The 16,267-nt window shown below is 66.4% G+C and carries 13 protein-coding genes and 1 rRNA gene; 3 read left to right on the top strand and 11 right to left on the bottom strand.

Annotation, left to right across the window (positions count from 1 at the left end; all coding sequences use genetic code 11):
* Positions 1-99 precede the first annotated feature (99 nt).
* From OG394_RS28095 to hutH, 10 genes are all read right to left on the bottom strand, one after another.
* Positions 100-1,614 (bottom strand): 16S ribosomal RNA (locus tag OG394_RS28095).
* 582 nt (positions 1,615-2,196) lie between these two features.
* On the bottom strand, positions 2,197-3,360 hold the full coding sequence (hutI, locus tag OG394_RS28090; RefSeq protein ID WP_328990107.1) for an imidazolonepropionase: 1,164 nt from the start codon (positions 3,358-3,360) through the stop codon (positions 2,197-2,199).
* A gap of 535 nt (positions 3,361-3,895) precedes the next feature.
* The gene (locus OG394_RS28085) at positions 3,896-5,212 is read right to left on the bottom strand and encodes a formimidoylglutamate deiminase (RefSeq protein ID WP_328990106.1); all 1,317 of its coding nucleotides are present in this window, start codon (positions 5,210-5,212) and stop codon (positions 3,896-3,898) included.
* Entirely contained in the window at positions 5,209-6,423 is a 1,215-nt protein-coding gene (locus OG394_RS28080) for an allantoate amidohydrolase (protein ID WP_328990105.1), read from the bottom strand. The genes OG394_RS28085 and OG394_RS28080 overlap by 4 nt, the downstream gene beginning before the upstream one ends.
* Positions 6,416-7,345, bottom strand: coding sequence for an ABC transporter substrate-binding protein (locus tag OG394_RS28075; protein WP_328990104.1), 930 nt, complete (start codon positions 7,343-7,345; stop codon positions 6,416-6,418). Before OG394_RS28075 ends, OG394_RS28080 begins: the two co-directional genes overlap by 8 nt.
* A gap of 20 nt (positions 7,346-7,365) precedes the next feature.
* Positions 7,366-8,073, bottom strand: coding sequence for an ABC transporter permease (locus OG394_RS28070; protein WP_328990103.1), 708 nt, complete (start codon positions 8,071-8,073; stop codon positions 7,366-7,368).
* Between the two features lies 1 nt (position 8,074).
* Positions 8,075-8,728 carry an ABC transporter permease gene (locus tag OG394_RS28065; RefSeq protein WP_328990102.1) on the bottom strand — a complete coding sequence of 218 codons (654 nt, stop codon included), beginning with the start codon at positions 8,726-8,728 and terminating at the stop codon, positions 8,075-8,077.
* The gene (locus OG394_RS28060; protein ID WP_328990101.1) at positions 8,725-9,723 is read right to left on the bottom strand and encodes an ABC transporter ATP-binding protein; all 999 of its coding nucleotides are present in this window, start codon (positions 9,721-9,723) and stop codon (positions 8,725-8,727) included. Before OG394_RS28060 ends, OG394_RS28065 begins: the two co-directional genes overlap by 4 nt.
* Positions 9,724-9,816: 93 nt before the next feature.
* Complete coding sequence (hutU, locus tag OG394_RS28055) at positions 9,817-11,478, bottom strand: urocanate hydratase (RefSeq protein ID WP_328990100.1); 1,662 nt, start codon at positions 11,476-11,478, stop codon at positions 9,817-9,819.
* 14 nt (positions 11,479-11,492) lie between these two features.
* Entirely contained in the window at positions 11,493-13,031 is a 1,539-nt protein-coding gene (gene hutH / locus OG394_RS28050) for a histidine ammonia-lyase (RefSeq protein ID WP_328990099.1), read from the bottom strand.
* 147 nt (positions 13,032-13,178) lie between these two features.
* Between hutH and OG394_RS28045 the strand changes: the two genes are divergently transcribed.
* A complete protein-coding gene (locus tag OG394_RS28045; RefSeq protein WP_328990098.1) occupies positions 13,179-14,066 on the top strand; it encodes a GNAT family N-acetyltransferase in 888 nt (295 codons plus the stop codon).
* Here OG394_RS28045 and OG394_RS28040 read toward each other — a convergent pair.
* Positions 14,063-14,425 carry a MerR family transcriptional regulator gene (locus OG394_RS28040; RefSeq protein ID WP_328990097.1) on the bottom strand — a complete coding sequence of 121 codons (363 nt, stop codon included), beginning with the start codon at positions 14,423-14,425 and terminating at the stop codon, positions 14,063-14,065. The two genes, OG394_RS28045 and OG394_RS28040, sit on opposite strands and share 4 nt — an antisense overlap.
* 49 nt (positions 14,426-14,474) lie before the next feature.
* Here OG394_RS28040 and OG394_RS28035 point away from each other — a divergent pair, with 49 nt between their 5' ends.
* Together OG394_RS28035 and OG394_RS28030 are read left to right on the top strand one after the other, a co-directional pair.
* Positions 14,475-15,353, top strand: a complete 879-nt coding sequence (locus tag OG394_RS28035; protein WP_328990096.1) for an NAD(P)-dependent oxidoreductase — start codon at positions 14,475-14,477, stop codon at positions 15,351-15,353.
* Positions 15,354-15,418: 65 nt separating this feature from the next.
* Positions 15,419-16,177: an IclR family transcriptional regulator gene (locus OG394_RS28030; protein WP_328990095.1), complete on the top strand. Its 759-nt coding sequence runs from the start codon at positions 15,419-15,421 to the stop codon at positions 16,175-16,177.
* Positions 16,178-16,267 lie beyond the last annotated feature (90 nt).

Genomic DNA, 16,267 nt, shown 5'->3' with positions numbered 1-16,267 from the left:
AATGTTCCACATTCCGAAGCATCGACGCCCTGGAACGTTCGTCCAGGAAACATCGAATGGACAGCGCCACTTCCGTGGACACTGTCTCTTGCTCCTTAGAAAGGAGGTGATCCAGCCGCACCTTCCGGTACGGCTACCTTGTTACGACTTCGTCCTAATCGCCAGCCCCACCTTCGACGGCTCCCTCCACAAGGGTTAGGCCACCGGCTTCGGGTGTTGCCGACTTTCATGACGTGACGGGCGGTGTGTACAAGGCCCGGGAACGTATTCACCGCAGCGTTGCTGATCTGCGATTACTAGCGACTCCGACTTCATGGGGTCGAGTTGCAGACCCCAATCCGAACTGAGACCGGCTTTTTGGGATTCGCTCCACCTTGCGGTTTCGCAGCCCTTTGTACCGGCCATTGTAGCATGCGTGAAGCCCTGGACATAAGGGGCATGATGACTTGACGTCATCCCCACCTTCCTCCGAGTTGACCCCGGCAGTCTCCTATGAGTCCCCACCATAACGTGCTGGCAACATAGGACGAGGGTTGCGCTCGTTGCGGGACTTAACCCAACATCTCACGACACGAGCTGACGACAGCCATGCACCACCTGTAAACCGACTAAAAGGGGCCATGTCTCCATGGCTTTCCGGCATATGTCAAACCCAGGTAAGGTTCTTCGCGTTGCATCGAATTAATCCGCATGCTCCGCCGCTTGTGCGGGCCCCCGTCAATTCCTTTGAGTTTTAGCCTTGCGGCCGTACTCCCCAGGCGGGGCGCTTAATGCGTTAGCTGCGGCACGGAGGACGTGGAATGTCCCCCACACCTAGCGCCCAACGTTTACGGCGTGGACTACCAGGGTATCTAATCCTGTTCGCTACCCACGCTTTCGCTCCTCAGCGTCAGGTAAGGCCCAGAGAGCCGCCTTCGCCACCGGTGTTCTTCCTGATATCTGCGCATTCCACCGCTACACCAGGAGTTCCGCTCTCCCCTGCCTACCTCTAGTCTGCCCGTATCGGAAGCAGGCTCGGAGTTAAGCTCCGAGTTTTCACTCCCGACGCGACATACCGCCTACGAGCCCTTTACGCCCAATAATTCCGGACAACGCTCGGACCCTACGTATTACCGCGGCTGCTGGCACGTAGTTGGCCGGTCCTTCTTCTGCAGGTACCGTCACTCTCGCTTCGTCCCTGCTGAAAGAGGTTTACAACCCGAAGGCCGTCATCCCTCACGCGGCGTTGCTGCGTCAGGCTTTCGCCCATTGCGCAATATTCCCCACTGCTGCCTCCCGTAGGAGTCTGGGCCGTGTCTCAGTCCCAGTGTGGCCGGTCGCCCTCTCAGGCCGGCTAACCGTCGACGCCTTGGTAGGCCATTACCCCACCAACAAGCTGATAGTCCGCGAGCCCATCCCCAACCGCCAGAACTTTCAAACCCCACACATGAGAGCAGGGCTATTATTCGGTATTAGACCCCGTTTCCGAGGCTTATCCCAAAGTTGAGGGTAGGTTGCTCACGTGTTACTCACCCGTTCGCCGCTCGTGTACCCCGAAGGGCCTTACCGCTCGACTTGCATGTGTTAAGCACGCCGCCAGCGTTCGTCCTGAGCCAGGATCAAACTCTCCGTTGAAATCAATATGTAAACCAGGCGAACCCAGTGAACAAACAATCTAACTTAAAGCGATCCGATGAATCAGAAACAATCAAACTGACTTATTTCAATAATTACAAAGGAATTTCCATTCACAAGAAACGATCAAACGACGAAGTCGTCCAACCGAATCCCATGGACGGGATAATTCGGCATTGACTTTCGGCACGCTGTTGAGTTCTCAAAAATCAGACGCACACCGCGCCCAACACTCTCGTGTTTAGCTCCGGGGCAACCCGCAGAACATTACTGTTTCATCCAGACCCGGTCAAATCGGGCTTTCCGATCCAGCACCCCTTGCGTGACTCAGCGACCGAACCTCACACAGAGCGTGTGATTCGGCTCTAAGACCTTCAGGGAGTTTGGAGCGTCCGGCCGCTTTCGCGTCCCGCACTCGCTCCAACAAGAAGAACACTACTGGTATTCACCGCGAAGATGCAAAACGGGGTCCCCCACGTCGCCCGGAGGTCTCCAAAGCGACCATCCGCCCACCCCCCGAGCGACGATCGGCCCACCCCTAGAGCCGTCATCCGCCCACCCTCAAAGCGGGCGTCCGCCCCTTCAGAGCGGGCGTCCGGCTACCCAGGTCTGGGCCACTAACGGCACCCCCGGGCGGTAGGCCAAGTGCAGGTACGAGGGGGCATCGAGCACCGCCAAGTCAGCGCGATAACCGACCGCGATCCGGCCGATGTCATCCCGTCGCAGTGACGCGGCCCCACCCGCGGTTGCCGACCAAACCGCCTCAGCCGGCGTCATCCGCATCTCCCGCACAGCCAACGCGATACAAAGCGGAATCGACGACGAGTAACACGAACCGGGATTGCAATCGCTGGCCAGCGCCACCGTCACCCCGGCGTCGATCAGCTTGCGCGCATCGGGATATGGCGAACGGGTAGAGAACTCCACCGCCGGCAACAACCCCGCCACGACACCACTCGAGGCGAGCGCATCGACATCGGCGTCAGTCAGGTGCGTGCAGTGGTCCGCCGCCGCGGCACCGAGCTCACACGCAAGCTGTACGCCGGGACCTTCGCCGAGTTGGTTGGCGTGCACTCGTGGTTCCAGGCCTTTCGCCCGGCCGGCGGTGAGGATCGCCCGAGCTTGATCGGCGTCGAAAGCGCCTCGTTCGACGAAGACGTCCACCCATTTCGCATGGGGTGCCGCGGCTTCGAGCATCGGCCCGGTCACGAGTTCGACGTACCCGGCTGGATCGTCGGCATACTCGGGTGGGACCACGTGCGCACCGAGGTACGTCGTCTCGTCGGTGAACCCACGCGCTAGGGCCAGCCCGCGAGCCTCGTCGTCAACGGTCAGGCCGTAGCCGGATTTGATCTCGATGGTGGTGGTGCCCTGGCGGCGCATTTCGTTGACCAGGCGAGCGACGTTCGCGGTTAGTTGCTCGTCCGTGGCTTGCCGGGTGGCGGCGACGGTGGTGCGGATGCCACCGGCGGAGTACGGCTCACCGGTCATCCGCGCCGCGAACTCCTCAGCCCGATCACCGGCGAAGACCAAATGCGAGTGCGAGTCGACGAACCCGGGGATCACCGCTCGCCCGCTCAGATCAACGCCACTGTCGGCCGCAGGTGCATCCCGGCGGGGCCCCACCCAGGCGAACTTGCCGCCCTCGATGACGACGGCCGCATCCCGGATCTCGCCAATGGCGGTGCCGTGAGCCGGATCGTTCGTCACCAGGGACCCGATCCCCGTCAACAGCAACGAAGTCATCTCAGACGCACCTGTTCTCGTCGGTTGTGCGGGTTTCATTCATCGGTCCCAATCCATCCCTCCAGGCCGCCGATCCAGTTCCGCCGGTCTCTGCCGAGGGACGGATCGTGACCGATGAATGAAAAACGAATAGCCCCCGCCCCCCACCTGCACAGCACAGGCCCGCTCCCCGCCCCAGCGCGCGCCTCGTCCCACCCACGAACAGCCCCAGCCGACGCGGGCACAGCGCAGGTCCAACCGCCCGCCCGCGCAAACGCCAAGGCCCACCCACGAACAGCCCCAGCCGACGCGGGCACAGCGCAGGTCCAACCGCCCGCCCGCGCAAACGCCAAGGCCCACCCGCGAATAGCCCCGGCCGACGGGGGCGCAGCACAAGTCAACCGCCCGGAACTCGACACCCACATCACTCCGCTTCCCGCACAGCGGGCGTCGCGGCCTGGCCGCGGATGGGCCCGGTTGACGCGGGCACGGCGTGGGGCCGACCGCTCGCCCGCGGCGCAGAGCGGAGCGCGTGGGGATGGGGGTGGTTGGGGGGTCATGGGGTGGTTAGGGAATCGATGGTGGTGGTTAGGGCGGTGGGGATGTTGAGGGTGGTGTGGTGGGAGGTGGTGACTATGGGGGTGCCGGAGGAGATGACGGTGGTTACGTCGGTGGCGGTGGCGGCGAAGACGGCGGTTTCGAGGGTGGCGCCGGTGCCGGCGGTTCGGACGCTGTCGAGGCGTACGGCGACCAGGTCCGCGCGGGCGCCGGGTTCGATCCGGCCCGCGTCGGGGAAGCCGAGTGAGCGGTGGCCGTCCACGGTCGCGGCGGCGAGTAGCTCGGGCGCGGACCAGTGGCCTCGCTCCTGGGTGGCGAGCCTTTCGTTCAGCTCGACCGCGCGCATCTCCTCGAACAGGTCGATCACCGCGTGGCTGTCGGACCCGAGCGTCAACGCTGATCCCGCCTCCCGCAGGGCCACCGAGGGCCCAATGCCGTCGGCCAAATCCCGCTCAGTCGTCGGGCAGAAGCAGGCGTACGTACCGGAACCACCCAGCAGGCCGACATCGACCTTGGTCAAGTGGGTCGCATGCACGGCACTCGTTCGCCCTGTCAAGAACCCGGTCTCGTCCAAGAGCTGGGTCGGCGTACGCCCATAGGCGGCGGCACAGGCCTCGTTCTCCGCGACCTGTTCCGACAGATGGATATGCAAAGGGGCCTCGGGCAACAAATGCGCCACGGTGCTGAGCTGGTCCCGCGGCACCCCGCGGATCGAGTGCGCGGCGGCGCCGATCACGACGTCGTCCGCACCCTTCAACGCCGAGACCCGAGTGGCCCACGCAGACGCTGAACCATCGCTGAACCGTTGCTGCACAGCGTTCAGCGGCTGATCGATGCCTCCGGCAACATAACAAGTGTCCAACAGCGCGATCCGGATTCCAGCCGCACGGGCTGCTTCGATCAGCGCCTCGCCCATCGCGTTCGGGTTGTCATACGGCACGCCACCCAGCCCGTGATGCAGATAGTGGAACTCACCGACACACGTGATCCCACCCAGCGCCATCTCGCCATAAACGGCTCGGGCCAACTCGTAGTACGAGTCGGGCGTGAGGCGTTCGGCAACGCCGTACATCTGCTCTCGCCAAGTCCAGAAAGTCCCACGTTCCGTCTGGGTCCGACCCCGCAGCGCCCGATGGAACGCGTGACTATGACAGTTCGCCAATCCCGGGATCACCAGGCCGGCAAGGCGTTCCATCCCGGCGGCGAATACCGAGTCGGGCACCACGGAGGTGAAGCGGCCGCCCGAGATCTCCACCAGGACTCCGTCGTGGATCCCGTCGGGCAGCAACGCCTTCTCACACCAGTACGTCGTCACCGGGTCAGGTCCTCCAGAACAGTGGCGAGGGCCTCGACCCCCTGCAGGCAGTCGTCCAGCTCGGCGTTCTCCGCGGGCGAGTGCGACACGCCCGTCGGGTTTCGCACGAACAGCATGGCCGTCGGAATACCCGCGGCGGAGAAGATGCCCGCGTCATGCCCGGCCCCGGTCGGCAGCACCGGCACTCCGCCGAGCACGTCGACGAGGCGATCGCGCAGCCCCGGCTGGAAGTCGACGATCGGCGAGACCGATTCGGCCACCACCTCGACCGCCGTACCGTCCCGCTCTGCCCGTTCGATCGCTTGTCGAGTGATTGCCTGAAGCAACGACTGCAACTTCGCGTCATCAGGAGCCCGCGCGTCCAGCCAGGCCACCACCTGCGAGGGAATTGCGTTTGTGCCGTTGGGCTCGACCGACAGCCGGCCGAACGTGGCCCGCGCACCTGCGAGGCGGGCCTGTTTGTTGGCGGCCAGCGCGGTCATCGCGTACGTCAGCATCGGGTCGTGCCGGTCCGACATCAACGTCGTACCAGCGTGGTTGGCCTCACCGGTGAAGGTGAATCGGAACCGCCCATGCGGCCAGATCGAGGACGCCACCCCGACAGCGGCACCATCCTCGACGAGCCCGCGCCCCTGCTCCACGTGCAGCTCGACAAATGTCGACATGCGGTCCACCAGCGGCGACGGCCCAACGCGCGATGGGTCCGTGCCCGACGACTCCAGCGCAGCTCGCAAGGAGACACCGGACCGGTCTTCCAACGCCAGGGCCTTCGCGGCGTCAAGCGCACCAACGGCGACCCGCGAGCCGAGACAGGGCATCCCGAAGCGCGATCCCTCCTCCTCTACGAATGCCGCGACCCCGATCGGCACCGACGGCTGGAACCCGGCCTTACGGAGCCGGTCCACCGCTGCCAGCGCCGACACCACGCCCAGGGGCCCGTCGAAGGCACCCCCATCGAGCACTGAGTCCAAGTGGCTGCCGGTCACGACACCCCGCTCAGACGCCGAAGCAGACGCGGGGGCCCACCACGCGACCAGGTTGCCGAGCCCGTCGGACTCGAGCTCCAGGCCGCGGGTGGTGCACTGGTCGGCGAACCAGGCGGTCGACTCCCGCTCGGCCGGCGTCCAGCCGCCTCGGGAGTAGCCCCCGGTTTCGGGGTCCTTCCCGATGGCGGCCAGCGCCGACCACATCTGCTCGAACGACTCAGACAAGGCTGTTCTTCGTCAGCCACTCCTTGGCGACGGCCTCGGCGCGCTCCTTGCCGACCTCGACCCGCTTGACCAGGTCGGTCAGTTCGTCGGTGGTGAGCTTGGCCGACACCGCGTTCAACGCAGTGGTGACGGTCTCGTCCTTGTGGTCGGTACGGACCAGGGGGACGACGTTGTTCGGCGGGAGGATGCTCTCCGGGTCCTCCAGCATGACCAGGTTGTTGTCCTTGATCACCGACTGGGTGGTGAAGAAGTTGGTGACCTGGATCTGGTCGGCCTTCAGCGCCTGCAGGCTGAGCGGACCGCCCGAGTCCAGCGTCTTGAACTCCTTGAACTCGACGCCGTAGACCTCCTTCATACCGGCGAGGCCGGAATGGCGGGTCTTGAACTCGGCGCCACCGCCCGCGACCATGTTCTTCGCGGGCTCCTTGAGGTCGGCGATCGTCTTCAGGCTGTACTTGTCGGCAGTCGCCTTGGTGACGACGACGCTGTCCTCGTCCGCGGCGGGCGACATGTCCAGCACCTCGAGACCGGCCGGCAGCGCCCCCTTGAGCGAGTCATAGGTCGCCTTGTCGTCGCCGGTCTCGGCGCCCTTCTTGAAGAACTCGAGCGCGGCACCGGTGTACTCCGGGAGGACGTCGACCGAGCCGTCCTTGATCGCGGTGATGTAGGCCTCGCGCTGACCGATGTTCAGCTCTTTCTTCACGGTGATGCCCTTGGCCTGCAGCGCCTGGGCGTACATCTCCGCGAGCAGCTCGCTCTCGGCGAACCTGGCCGAGCCGATGGTGATGCTGTCGACCTTCTTGGGGGCCTCGGTGCTGCCGGCATCGCCGCCGCTCAGCGGGTCGCTGCCGCCACCGCAGGCGGCGAGCGAGGCCACTGCCAGGGTGGCGATGGCGGTACGGATGACATGACGGTGGAACACGGGATCCTCCAGGGGTCCGTTCAGCTCCCGGCTTCCGCCGGGGTGGTCTGGATAGTGCTTTTCGTGACGCGACCGGTCAGTCCGTCGGAGATGGTGAACCGGGCCGCTAGGGCGAACAGGAGGTCGAGCGCGATCGCCAGCAGGGCGACCAGCACGGCGCCGCTCAGCATCTGCGGGAAGTCGCGCAGGGACAGACCGTCGACCACATATCGGCCGAGACCGCCGAGCGCCACAATCGCCGCGATGGTCGCGGTCGACACGATCTGCAAGGTGGCGCTGCGCAGCCCGGAGATGATCAGCGGCAGGGCGATCGGGATCTCGACCTTGCGCAAGATCTCGCCACCGGTCATGCCCATCCCGCGAGCCGCGTCGACCGTGGCAGGGTCCACCCCGCTCACTCCGGCGTACGTCGAGGTGAGGATCGGCGGGATACCGAGCACGACGAGAGCGACCAGCACCGGGGTGAACCCGATCCGGCCCATCAGCAGCACGATCAACGTCAGTAGGCCGAGTGTCGGCAGTGCCCGGGCTGCGTTGCCCAGGTTGATCGCGAGGAACGCGCCGCGCCGGGTGTGCCCGATCAGCAGCCCGACCGGTAGCGCGATCACAGCGGCCATGCCGAGCGAGAGGAACGTGTACCAGACGTGTTGCACGATGCGGTTGCCGATGCCCTCGGCCCCCGACCAGTTCGCCGGGTCCGTGAGGAAGTCCAGCATGCCTTGGATCATGTTAGGCCGCCTTTATCGGGGAGATGACCCGCGCCCACGGCGTCAGCAGCCGTTGCAAGCCCACGATCACGAGGTCCGCCACCAGTGCCAGCGCGAGCGACAGCACGATGCCGACGACGATCGGGGTGAGGAAGTTCTTCGAGAAGCCGTCGGTGAACAGGTCACCCAGACCGCCGATACCGATCAGCGCGCCGACGCTCACCATCGAGATGTTCGCGACAGTGACCACCCGCAGCCCGGCGAAGATCACCGGTACTGCGATGGGCAGGTCGATCGTCAGCACCCGGCGGAACGTGCCGTAACCGACGGCGATCGCGGACTGCCGGACCTCGGGCGGCACCGATCTCAGCCCGTCGATGACGTTGCGGATCAGCAACGACACCGCGTAGATCGTCAGCGCGGCGATGATGTTGATCGGCGAGAGGATCCCGGTGCCGAGAATGGCGGGCAGCACGATGAACAAGGCGATCGAGGGCAGCGAATACAGCACGCCACCGAGCGCGACGAGCGGATTCGCCAGCCACGAGTATCGCGTCGCGACGTAGCCGAGCGGCACGGCGATCAGCAGGCCGAACAACACCGGCAGCACGGCCAGGTAGATGTGCTCCTGGAGCTGCGCCCAGATCACGTCGAGGTTGTCGCCGACCCAGGTCATGGCCGCAACGTCCCACTGAAGGCGTCATAGGAGACGACACCGACAGGCTTGCCACCCTCGTCGACGCAGACGCCCTGACTGACCGGGGACGTCAGCACCGAGTCCAGTGCCGCGCGCAACGAATCCGTACGGTGGAAGACCCCGCCGATCGCCTGCATCTCACCATCAACCTGCCAGCCGACCGGTCTGCCGTCCTCGCTGAGGATGAGCTCGTCCGGCACCGGCTGCAGCGGCAGGTCGGCGGCCGGCACGAACGTGAGCGCGCGATAGCCGCGGTCCTGCCCGATGAAGCTCTCGACAAAAGGGTCCGCCGGGTTGGCCAGCAGCTCCGCGGGATGCGCGAACTGGGCCAGCTTGCCGCCGACCCGTAGCACGGCCACGTTGTCGCCGAGCTTGATCGCCTCGTCGATGTCGTGGGTGACGAACACGATGGTCTTGCCGATATCGCGTTGCAGGCGCAGCAGCTCCTCCTGCAACTGGTGCCGCACGATCGGGTCGACCGCGCTGAACGGCTCGTCCATCAACATGACCAGCGGATCGGCGGCCAGCGCCCGGGCCACGCCGACTCGTTGCTGCTGGCCACCGGACAACTGCGCCGGATACCGATCGGCGAGTTTGGGATCGAGGCCGACCCGCTCCAGCAACTCCATCGCGGTGGCGCGGGTCTTGCGCCGATCCCAGCCGAGCAGCTTCGGCACGGTCGCGACGTTGTCCGCCACCGTGCGGTGCGGGAACAGCCCGGCATGCTGGATCACATAGCCGATCCCGCGCCGCAGGGTGACCGCGTCCTTACTGTTGATGTTCTCCCCGTCGATCGAGATCGCGCCGCTGGTGCACTCGATCATCCGGTTGATCATGCGCAGGGACGTCGTCTTGCCACAGCCCGACGGGCCGACGAAGACCGTGATCTCGTTGCTCGGAATGCGCAGCGACAACTCGTCGACGGCGACAGTGCCGTCCGGATACCGCTTGGTGACCTTGTCGAACTCGATCATTCAGCGCCCCTTCGCGCTCACGGAGACCATCCATACCGACTGATTCAGCAGCCTAGGCGACTCCACCGACAGAATCGGAGCGGTTTCCCGTTCTCATTGCCCGAGATCGCGCATCGGGATACGGACGCCACGCTCCATGGCGACCTCGTCCGCGCGCTCGTAGCCGGCATCCACGTGCCGGATCACACCCATCCCCGGGTCGTTGGTGAGGACCCGTTCGAGCTTCTGCCGGGCCAGATCGGTGCCGTCGGCAACCGAGACCTGACCGGCGTGGATCGACCGGCCCATGCCGACGCCACCACCGTGGTGGATCGACACCCAGGACGCGCCACTGCCGACGTTCACCATCGCGTTCAGCAACGGCCAGTCGGCGATCGCGTCGGACCCGTCGAGCATCGACTCGGTCTCCCGGTACGGCGAGGCGACGCTGCCGCAGTCGAGGTGGTCGCGTCCGATCACGATCGGCGCCTCGAGTTCACCCGAGGCCACCATGTCGTTGAAACGAAGGCCCGCCTTGTCCCGTTCGCCGTACCCGAGCCAGCAGATCCGCGCGGGCAGTCCCTGGAAGGCCACCCGCTCGCCGGCCATCTTGATCCAGCGCTGGAGGTGCTCGTTCTCCGGGAACATCTCGAGGATCGCCTTGTCCGTCTTAGCGATGTCCTGAGGATTACCGGACAACGCTGCCCACCGGAACGGGCCCTTGCCCTCACAGAACAAAGGACGGATGTACGCCGGTACGAACCCCGGGAACTCGAATGCCCGGCCATACCCGGCCTTACGCGCCTCATCCCGAATGGAGTTGCCGTAGTCGAACACCTCGGCACCAAGGTCCATGAAGCCCACCATGGCTTCAACGTGCCTAGCCATCGACTCGCGCGCCCTGTCGGTAAACCCGGCCGGGTCCTTCTCACGAGCGGTAGACCAGTCAGCGAAGTCGATACCGGCCGGCAGGTACATGAGCGGGTCATGCGCGGAAGTCTGGTCAGTGACGATGTCGATCGGCGCACCCCGCTCCAGCAGGTCAGGGACGATCTCGGCGGCATTACCAAGTACGCCGATCGACAGCGGCTTGCGCGCGTTCTTGGCCTCTTCGGCCAGCCGTAGTGCCTCGTCAACCGACGACGCCTGTACGTCGAGGTAGCGGTGCTCGATCCGGCGCTTGATCCGCGACTCGTCTACGTCAATGCAGATGGCCACACCGTCGTTCATGGTGACGGCCAACGGCTGCGCGCCGCCCATACCGCCCAGACCCGCCGTGAGGGTGATGGTCCCGGCAAGCGTGCCGTTGAACCTCTTGGCGGCCACGGCGGCAAAGGTCTCGTACGTCCCCTGCAGAATTCCCTGCGTGCCAATGTAGATCCACGAGCCCGCGGTCATCTGGCCGTACATCGTGAGGCCCATAGCCTCCAGCCGCCGGAACTCCTCCCAGTTGGCCCAGTCGCCGACCAGGTTCGAGTTCGCGATCAGCACCCGCGGCGCCCACTCGTGCGTACGCATCACGCCGACCGGCCGGCCCGACTGCACCAGCATCGTCTCGTCCTGCTTCAGCGTGGTCAGCGTACGGACCATCGCGTCGAACGAGTTCCAGTCCCGTGCGGCCTTACCCGAACCGCCGTACACGACCAGCTCGTCGGGATGTTCGGCCACCTCGGGGTCGAGGTTGTTCTGCAGCATCCGCAGGGCGGCCTCCTGCTGCCAGCCCTGCGCGGTGAGGGTGGTACCGCGGGCAGCGCGGACGGGACGAGGACCAGACATAAGGCGATGACCTTTCAGAGGAGTGGACCGGTGACGGTTTCGGCGGCGGCAAGGATGGTGCCGTCGGCAACCAATTGGACGGCGTACTCGATCTCGGGGGCGAGGTGCCGATCGGTACCAGGCCCCTCGACGTGAACCCGCAGGGCACGCCGTACGGCGCTGGTGGCGGGCGAAGGCTCAAGCGGTGCGCGCATGTCGAGTGCACGGGCGGCCGTGAGGATCTCGATCGCCAGCACGCGTTGCAGGCCGTCCACGCTGCGGCGGAGTTTGCGGGCGGCGGACCAGCCCATCGAGACGTGGTCCTCCTGCATCGCGCTGCTCGGGATCGAGTCGACGCTGGCCGGGTTCGCGAGGCGCTTGAGCTCGGAGACGACCGCGGCCTGGGTGTACTGCGCGATCATGTGGCCCGAGTCGACACCCGGGTCGTCGGCCAGGAAGGCGTTCAGCCCGTGGTTGCGGGCGACGTCCAGGAAGCGGTCGGTACGACGTTCGCTGATGCTGGCCAGATCGGCGGCCACGATGGCGAGGAAGTCGAGCACATAACCGACAGGCGCTCCGTGGAAGTTGCCGTTCGACTCGACCCGGCCGTCGGGAAGCACCACCGGGTTGTCGATCGCGGCGGCCAGTTCGCGGCCCGCTACGAGAGCGGCGTGTGTATAGGTATCGCGCGCGGCGCCGTGCACCTGCGGGGAACAGCGCAAGGAGTACGCGTCCTGCACCCGGTTGCAGTCGGGACCGCGATGGCTCGCGACGATCCCACTGTCGGCCAGTACGGCTCGGAGGTTCGCGGCCGAGGCGGCCTGGCCGGGGTGCGGGCGCAACGCCTGCAAGTCGGCGGCGAAGACGCGGTCGGTACCGAGCTGGCCCTCCACGCTCATCGCGGCGGCGAGATCGGCCGTCTTCAGCAGGCGATCCAGGTCCGCGAGCGCGAGTACCAGCATGCCGAGCATGCCGTCCGTGCCGTTGATCAGCGCGAGGCCTTCCTTCTCCGCCAGTACGACAGGCGTCAGGCCTGCCGCGGCGAGCGCCTCCGCCGCCGGTACGAGTTCACCCGCGGCATTGCGGACCGGGCCTTCGCCCATCACCGCGAGCGCCACGTGCGACAGCGGGGCCAGGTCGCCCGAACAGCCGAGGCTGCCGTACTCGTGCACGACCGGCGTGATTCCGGCGTTCAGCAGGTTGGCGTACGCCTGGGCCGTCTCGACCTTCACCCCGGTACGCCCGGTCGCGAGCGTGGACAGCCGGAGCAGCGCGAGCGAACGCACGACCTCGGTCTCGACCTCGGGACCCGAACCGGCCGCGTGCGAACGGACCAGACTGCGCTGCAGCTGCGCCCGCAGGTCCGGCGCGATATGCCGGGTAGCGAGTGCGCCGAACCCGGTCGAGACGCCGTAATGCGGGGTGTCCGCATGCGCGAGTGCCTCGATCGCCGTGCGGGATTTCGCGATCTCCTCCAGCGCCAGGTCGTCGATCCGCACCCGGGCGCCGTACCGCGCGACCGCCACCACCTCGGCCGGCGCCAGCGCACCGGTCCCGACAACCACCTCATCCATGCTCTTCACGCTCCCACTGCACCACGCCCACCCCCTGCTCCGGCAGCACCCCGCCCCACTTTCTGTCTCAAATCCGAGACAAGCAACACCTTCCTTTTGCCGCAAAAGGAAGGTGATCGGCGCAAAGAGGCCACGTAGGGTCAAAGGATGGGGTTTGGGATTCGGAAGGCTGGGGTCGCGGATGCGGCCGGGATCGTCGACGTGTGGGCGCACACCACGCCGCATCTGGTGAAAACGCCCGCGGGGATCGCGTTCGAGCTCGAGCATGCGACCGGGCGCGTCGTGTTCGTCGCGGTCGAGGGCGATGACGTGGTCGGCTACGGCAACGCCTGGGCTCCGGATCCGGGCGGGCGATGCCGACTCGCCGTACAGGTTCCGCCACTGCACGGGCGGCGCGGCATCGGTGCGGCAATGGCCGAGACCGTCGTCGGGGCCGCCGCCGGGATGGGCGGCACAGGGTTGATCACCGTGACGACGGATGACGAGTGGGCCAAGCGGTTCGCGATGGACCGGGGCTTCACGATCGGCCGCGAGCTCGCGCACGCCGTCGCCTCGCTCGACCAACTGCCCGAGGCGGTGCCGCCTCCGGACGGGTTACAACTCGTCACGTACGACGCACTGGAGCCGCGCGCGATCTGGCAGGCGTCGGCCGCGGTGGTGAGCGGTGACCCGAGCGGCCTCTCGTCGGCACCGGCGTACGACGAATGGCTCGAGACGGGCTGGAACCATCCGGATCAGGCGAACGACCTCAGTTTCGCGCTGCTGGACGATGGCGAGGTGGTCTCCTTCGTCACCACGACGGCCAACCGGGATCGCCAGGTGATCTGGTCCAACCTGACTGGGACCCTCCCGGCGTACCGCGGCAAGGGGCTCGCCAAGGTGGTCAAGGCCGCTGCCTTGCACCGCGCCCGCGAGGCCGGTTTCGTCGCGGCATACACCGGCAACGACGCGAACAACGAGCCCATGCTGGCGGTCAACCGCTGGCTCGGCTACCACCGCGCCTCTTCCAGCTGGACCGCCACCCGCGACCTCTAGGAAGCGACGCTCTGCTCGGTGATGGTGATGTAGTCGCTGAGGACCTCGCGGGTTCGGACCAGGTCGTCGATGTGCTGGTCCAGCCCGTTCAGCCGAGCCCGCAGGGTGTCCAGCAGCTCGGGGCACGGCTTGAGCTCGGGCAGCGTGCCGGTGGCGCAGGGCAGCAGGAAGCCGATCTCCTCGGTGGACAGTCCGGCACCGAGCAACTTCCTGATCTGGGCCACCGTGACGATGGCCTCCTCGGCGTAGTCGCGGTAGCCGTTGTGGCCGCGATCGGGCTCGAGCAGTCCCTGGGATTCGTAGTACCGCAGCTGATGCGTCTGCACGCCGGTCCGCCGGCTCAACTCCCCGATCAGCACGCTGACTCCCCTTGACCTTGATACCGGTATGAACGTTGACGATCGTGCCATGACGATCCAAAACACCCCCGTGACCATCATCGGACTGGGCCTGATGGGCCAGGCGCTGGCCGGCGCCTTCCTCCGCAACGGCTACCCGACCACCGTCTGGAACCGCACAGCGGCAAAGGGCGACCAACTCGTCGCCGAGGGCGCGCGGCTCGCCGGCTCTGCCCGCGAGGCGGTCCTGGCCAGTCCGCTGGTCGTCGTCTGCGTCACTGATTACGACGCCCTGCGGGGACTGCTCGACCCGGAGACCCTCGACGGCCGCGTTCTGATCAACCTGTCTTCGGGCACCTCCGCTCAGGCCCGCGAGACCGCGACCTGGGTGGGACAACACGGCGGCAGCTATCTCGATGGCGGGATCATGGCCGTACCGCAAGGCGTTGGCACCGACGAGGCGACGGTCGTCTACAGCGGGCCGCGCGAGGTCTTCGACCAGTACGAACCGGTCCTGCGCAGCCTCAGCGCCGACAACCGGCATCTCGGCGAGGACCACGGACTGTCATCGCTGTACGAGGTCGCCGTACTCGGCCTGATGTGGAGCATGCTGAACGGCTTCCTCCAGGGCGCCGCGTTGCTCGGAGCGGCCGGCGTGAGCGCCAGCGCGTTCACCCCCGTGGCCGCCTTGGGCATCAAGGCCACCACCGGCTGGCTGGCCGGATACGCCGAGCAGATCGACGACGGCGAGTACCCGGTGCTCGACGCCACCATCGACACCCATCTGGCCGCGATGGAACACGTCATCGACGAAAGCTCAGCGCTTGGCGTCAACGCGGAACTACCTCGTTCGCTCAAGGCCTTGGCTGATCGGGCCGCGGCCGCGGGGTACGGCCGCAGCGGCTACCCGGCGTTGATCGAACTGCTCCGCAAACCGGCCGATAGCTGACGGCGCGACAGGCAGAGGATTTGCCAATCGTCCGGAATTCGAAATAGCCCCGCTACGCTCCCGGTGTGAGCGGCAACGTTCCCGCCTCGACTCGCACGCTGCGGGTCCTGACCTTCCTGGCCACGCAGCCCGGACCGGTACCGATGGAGCGCATCGCCTCCGCGGTCGATCTGCCACGGTCATCGGCGTACCACTTGCTGAAGGCAATGATCGCCGAGGGGTACGTCGTGCACCTGCCGGAGGACAAGCGGTACGGCCTGGGCGTGGCCGCCTTCGAGATCGGCTCGGCCTACCTCCGGCATGACCCGCTCGAGCGGCTCGCCCGGCCCGTACTCACGCAACTCGTCGCCGAAGTCGGGCACACCGCGCACCTCGGCGTACTGCACGGCCGCGAACTCGTCTACCTCCTGAAGGAACAACCCCCGCGACCGGTCACGCTCGTCACCGATGTCGGCGTACGCCTGCCGGCCACGCTGACGGCGTCCGGCCGCGCCCTGCTGGCGGCATTACCTCCGGCGCAGGTGCGAGCGTTGTTCCCGGACCCGGAGAGCTTTGTCCGACGTACGGGCAAGGGGCCGCAGACGTTGACCCAGCTGCGGCGCGTCCTTGCCGACGAACGGCGGCAGGGTTTCGCCGACGAGGACTCCCAGATCACCGATGGCGTCGCGTCGGTCGCCGCCGCCGTACTCGACCATGCCGGCCACCCGGTCGCGTCGATCGGTGTCACCTTCCGCAGCGAGGCGGTCCCAGTCGCCTACCGCCCCGCCCTAGCCCGCCGCACCGCCGCCGCAGCCGAAACCCTAAGCCGCCGCCTCCGCCCCTGACCCCTCCAGCAGTGGCCCAACCCGCCTTGCGTTTATTTCGTTTAGTGCGGATACTTCGTTTAGGACTGCTGAAGAACGCCGGCCGTCCGA

Source organism: Kribbella sp. NBC_01245, assembly GCF_036226525.1.
GTDB lineage: Bacteria > Actinomycetota > Actinomycetes > Propionibacteriales > Kribbellaceae > Kribbella.
This window is presented reverse-complemented; position numbering and strand designations above follow the sequence as displayed.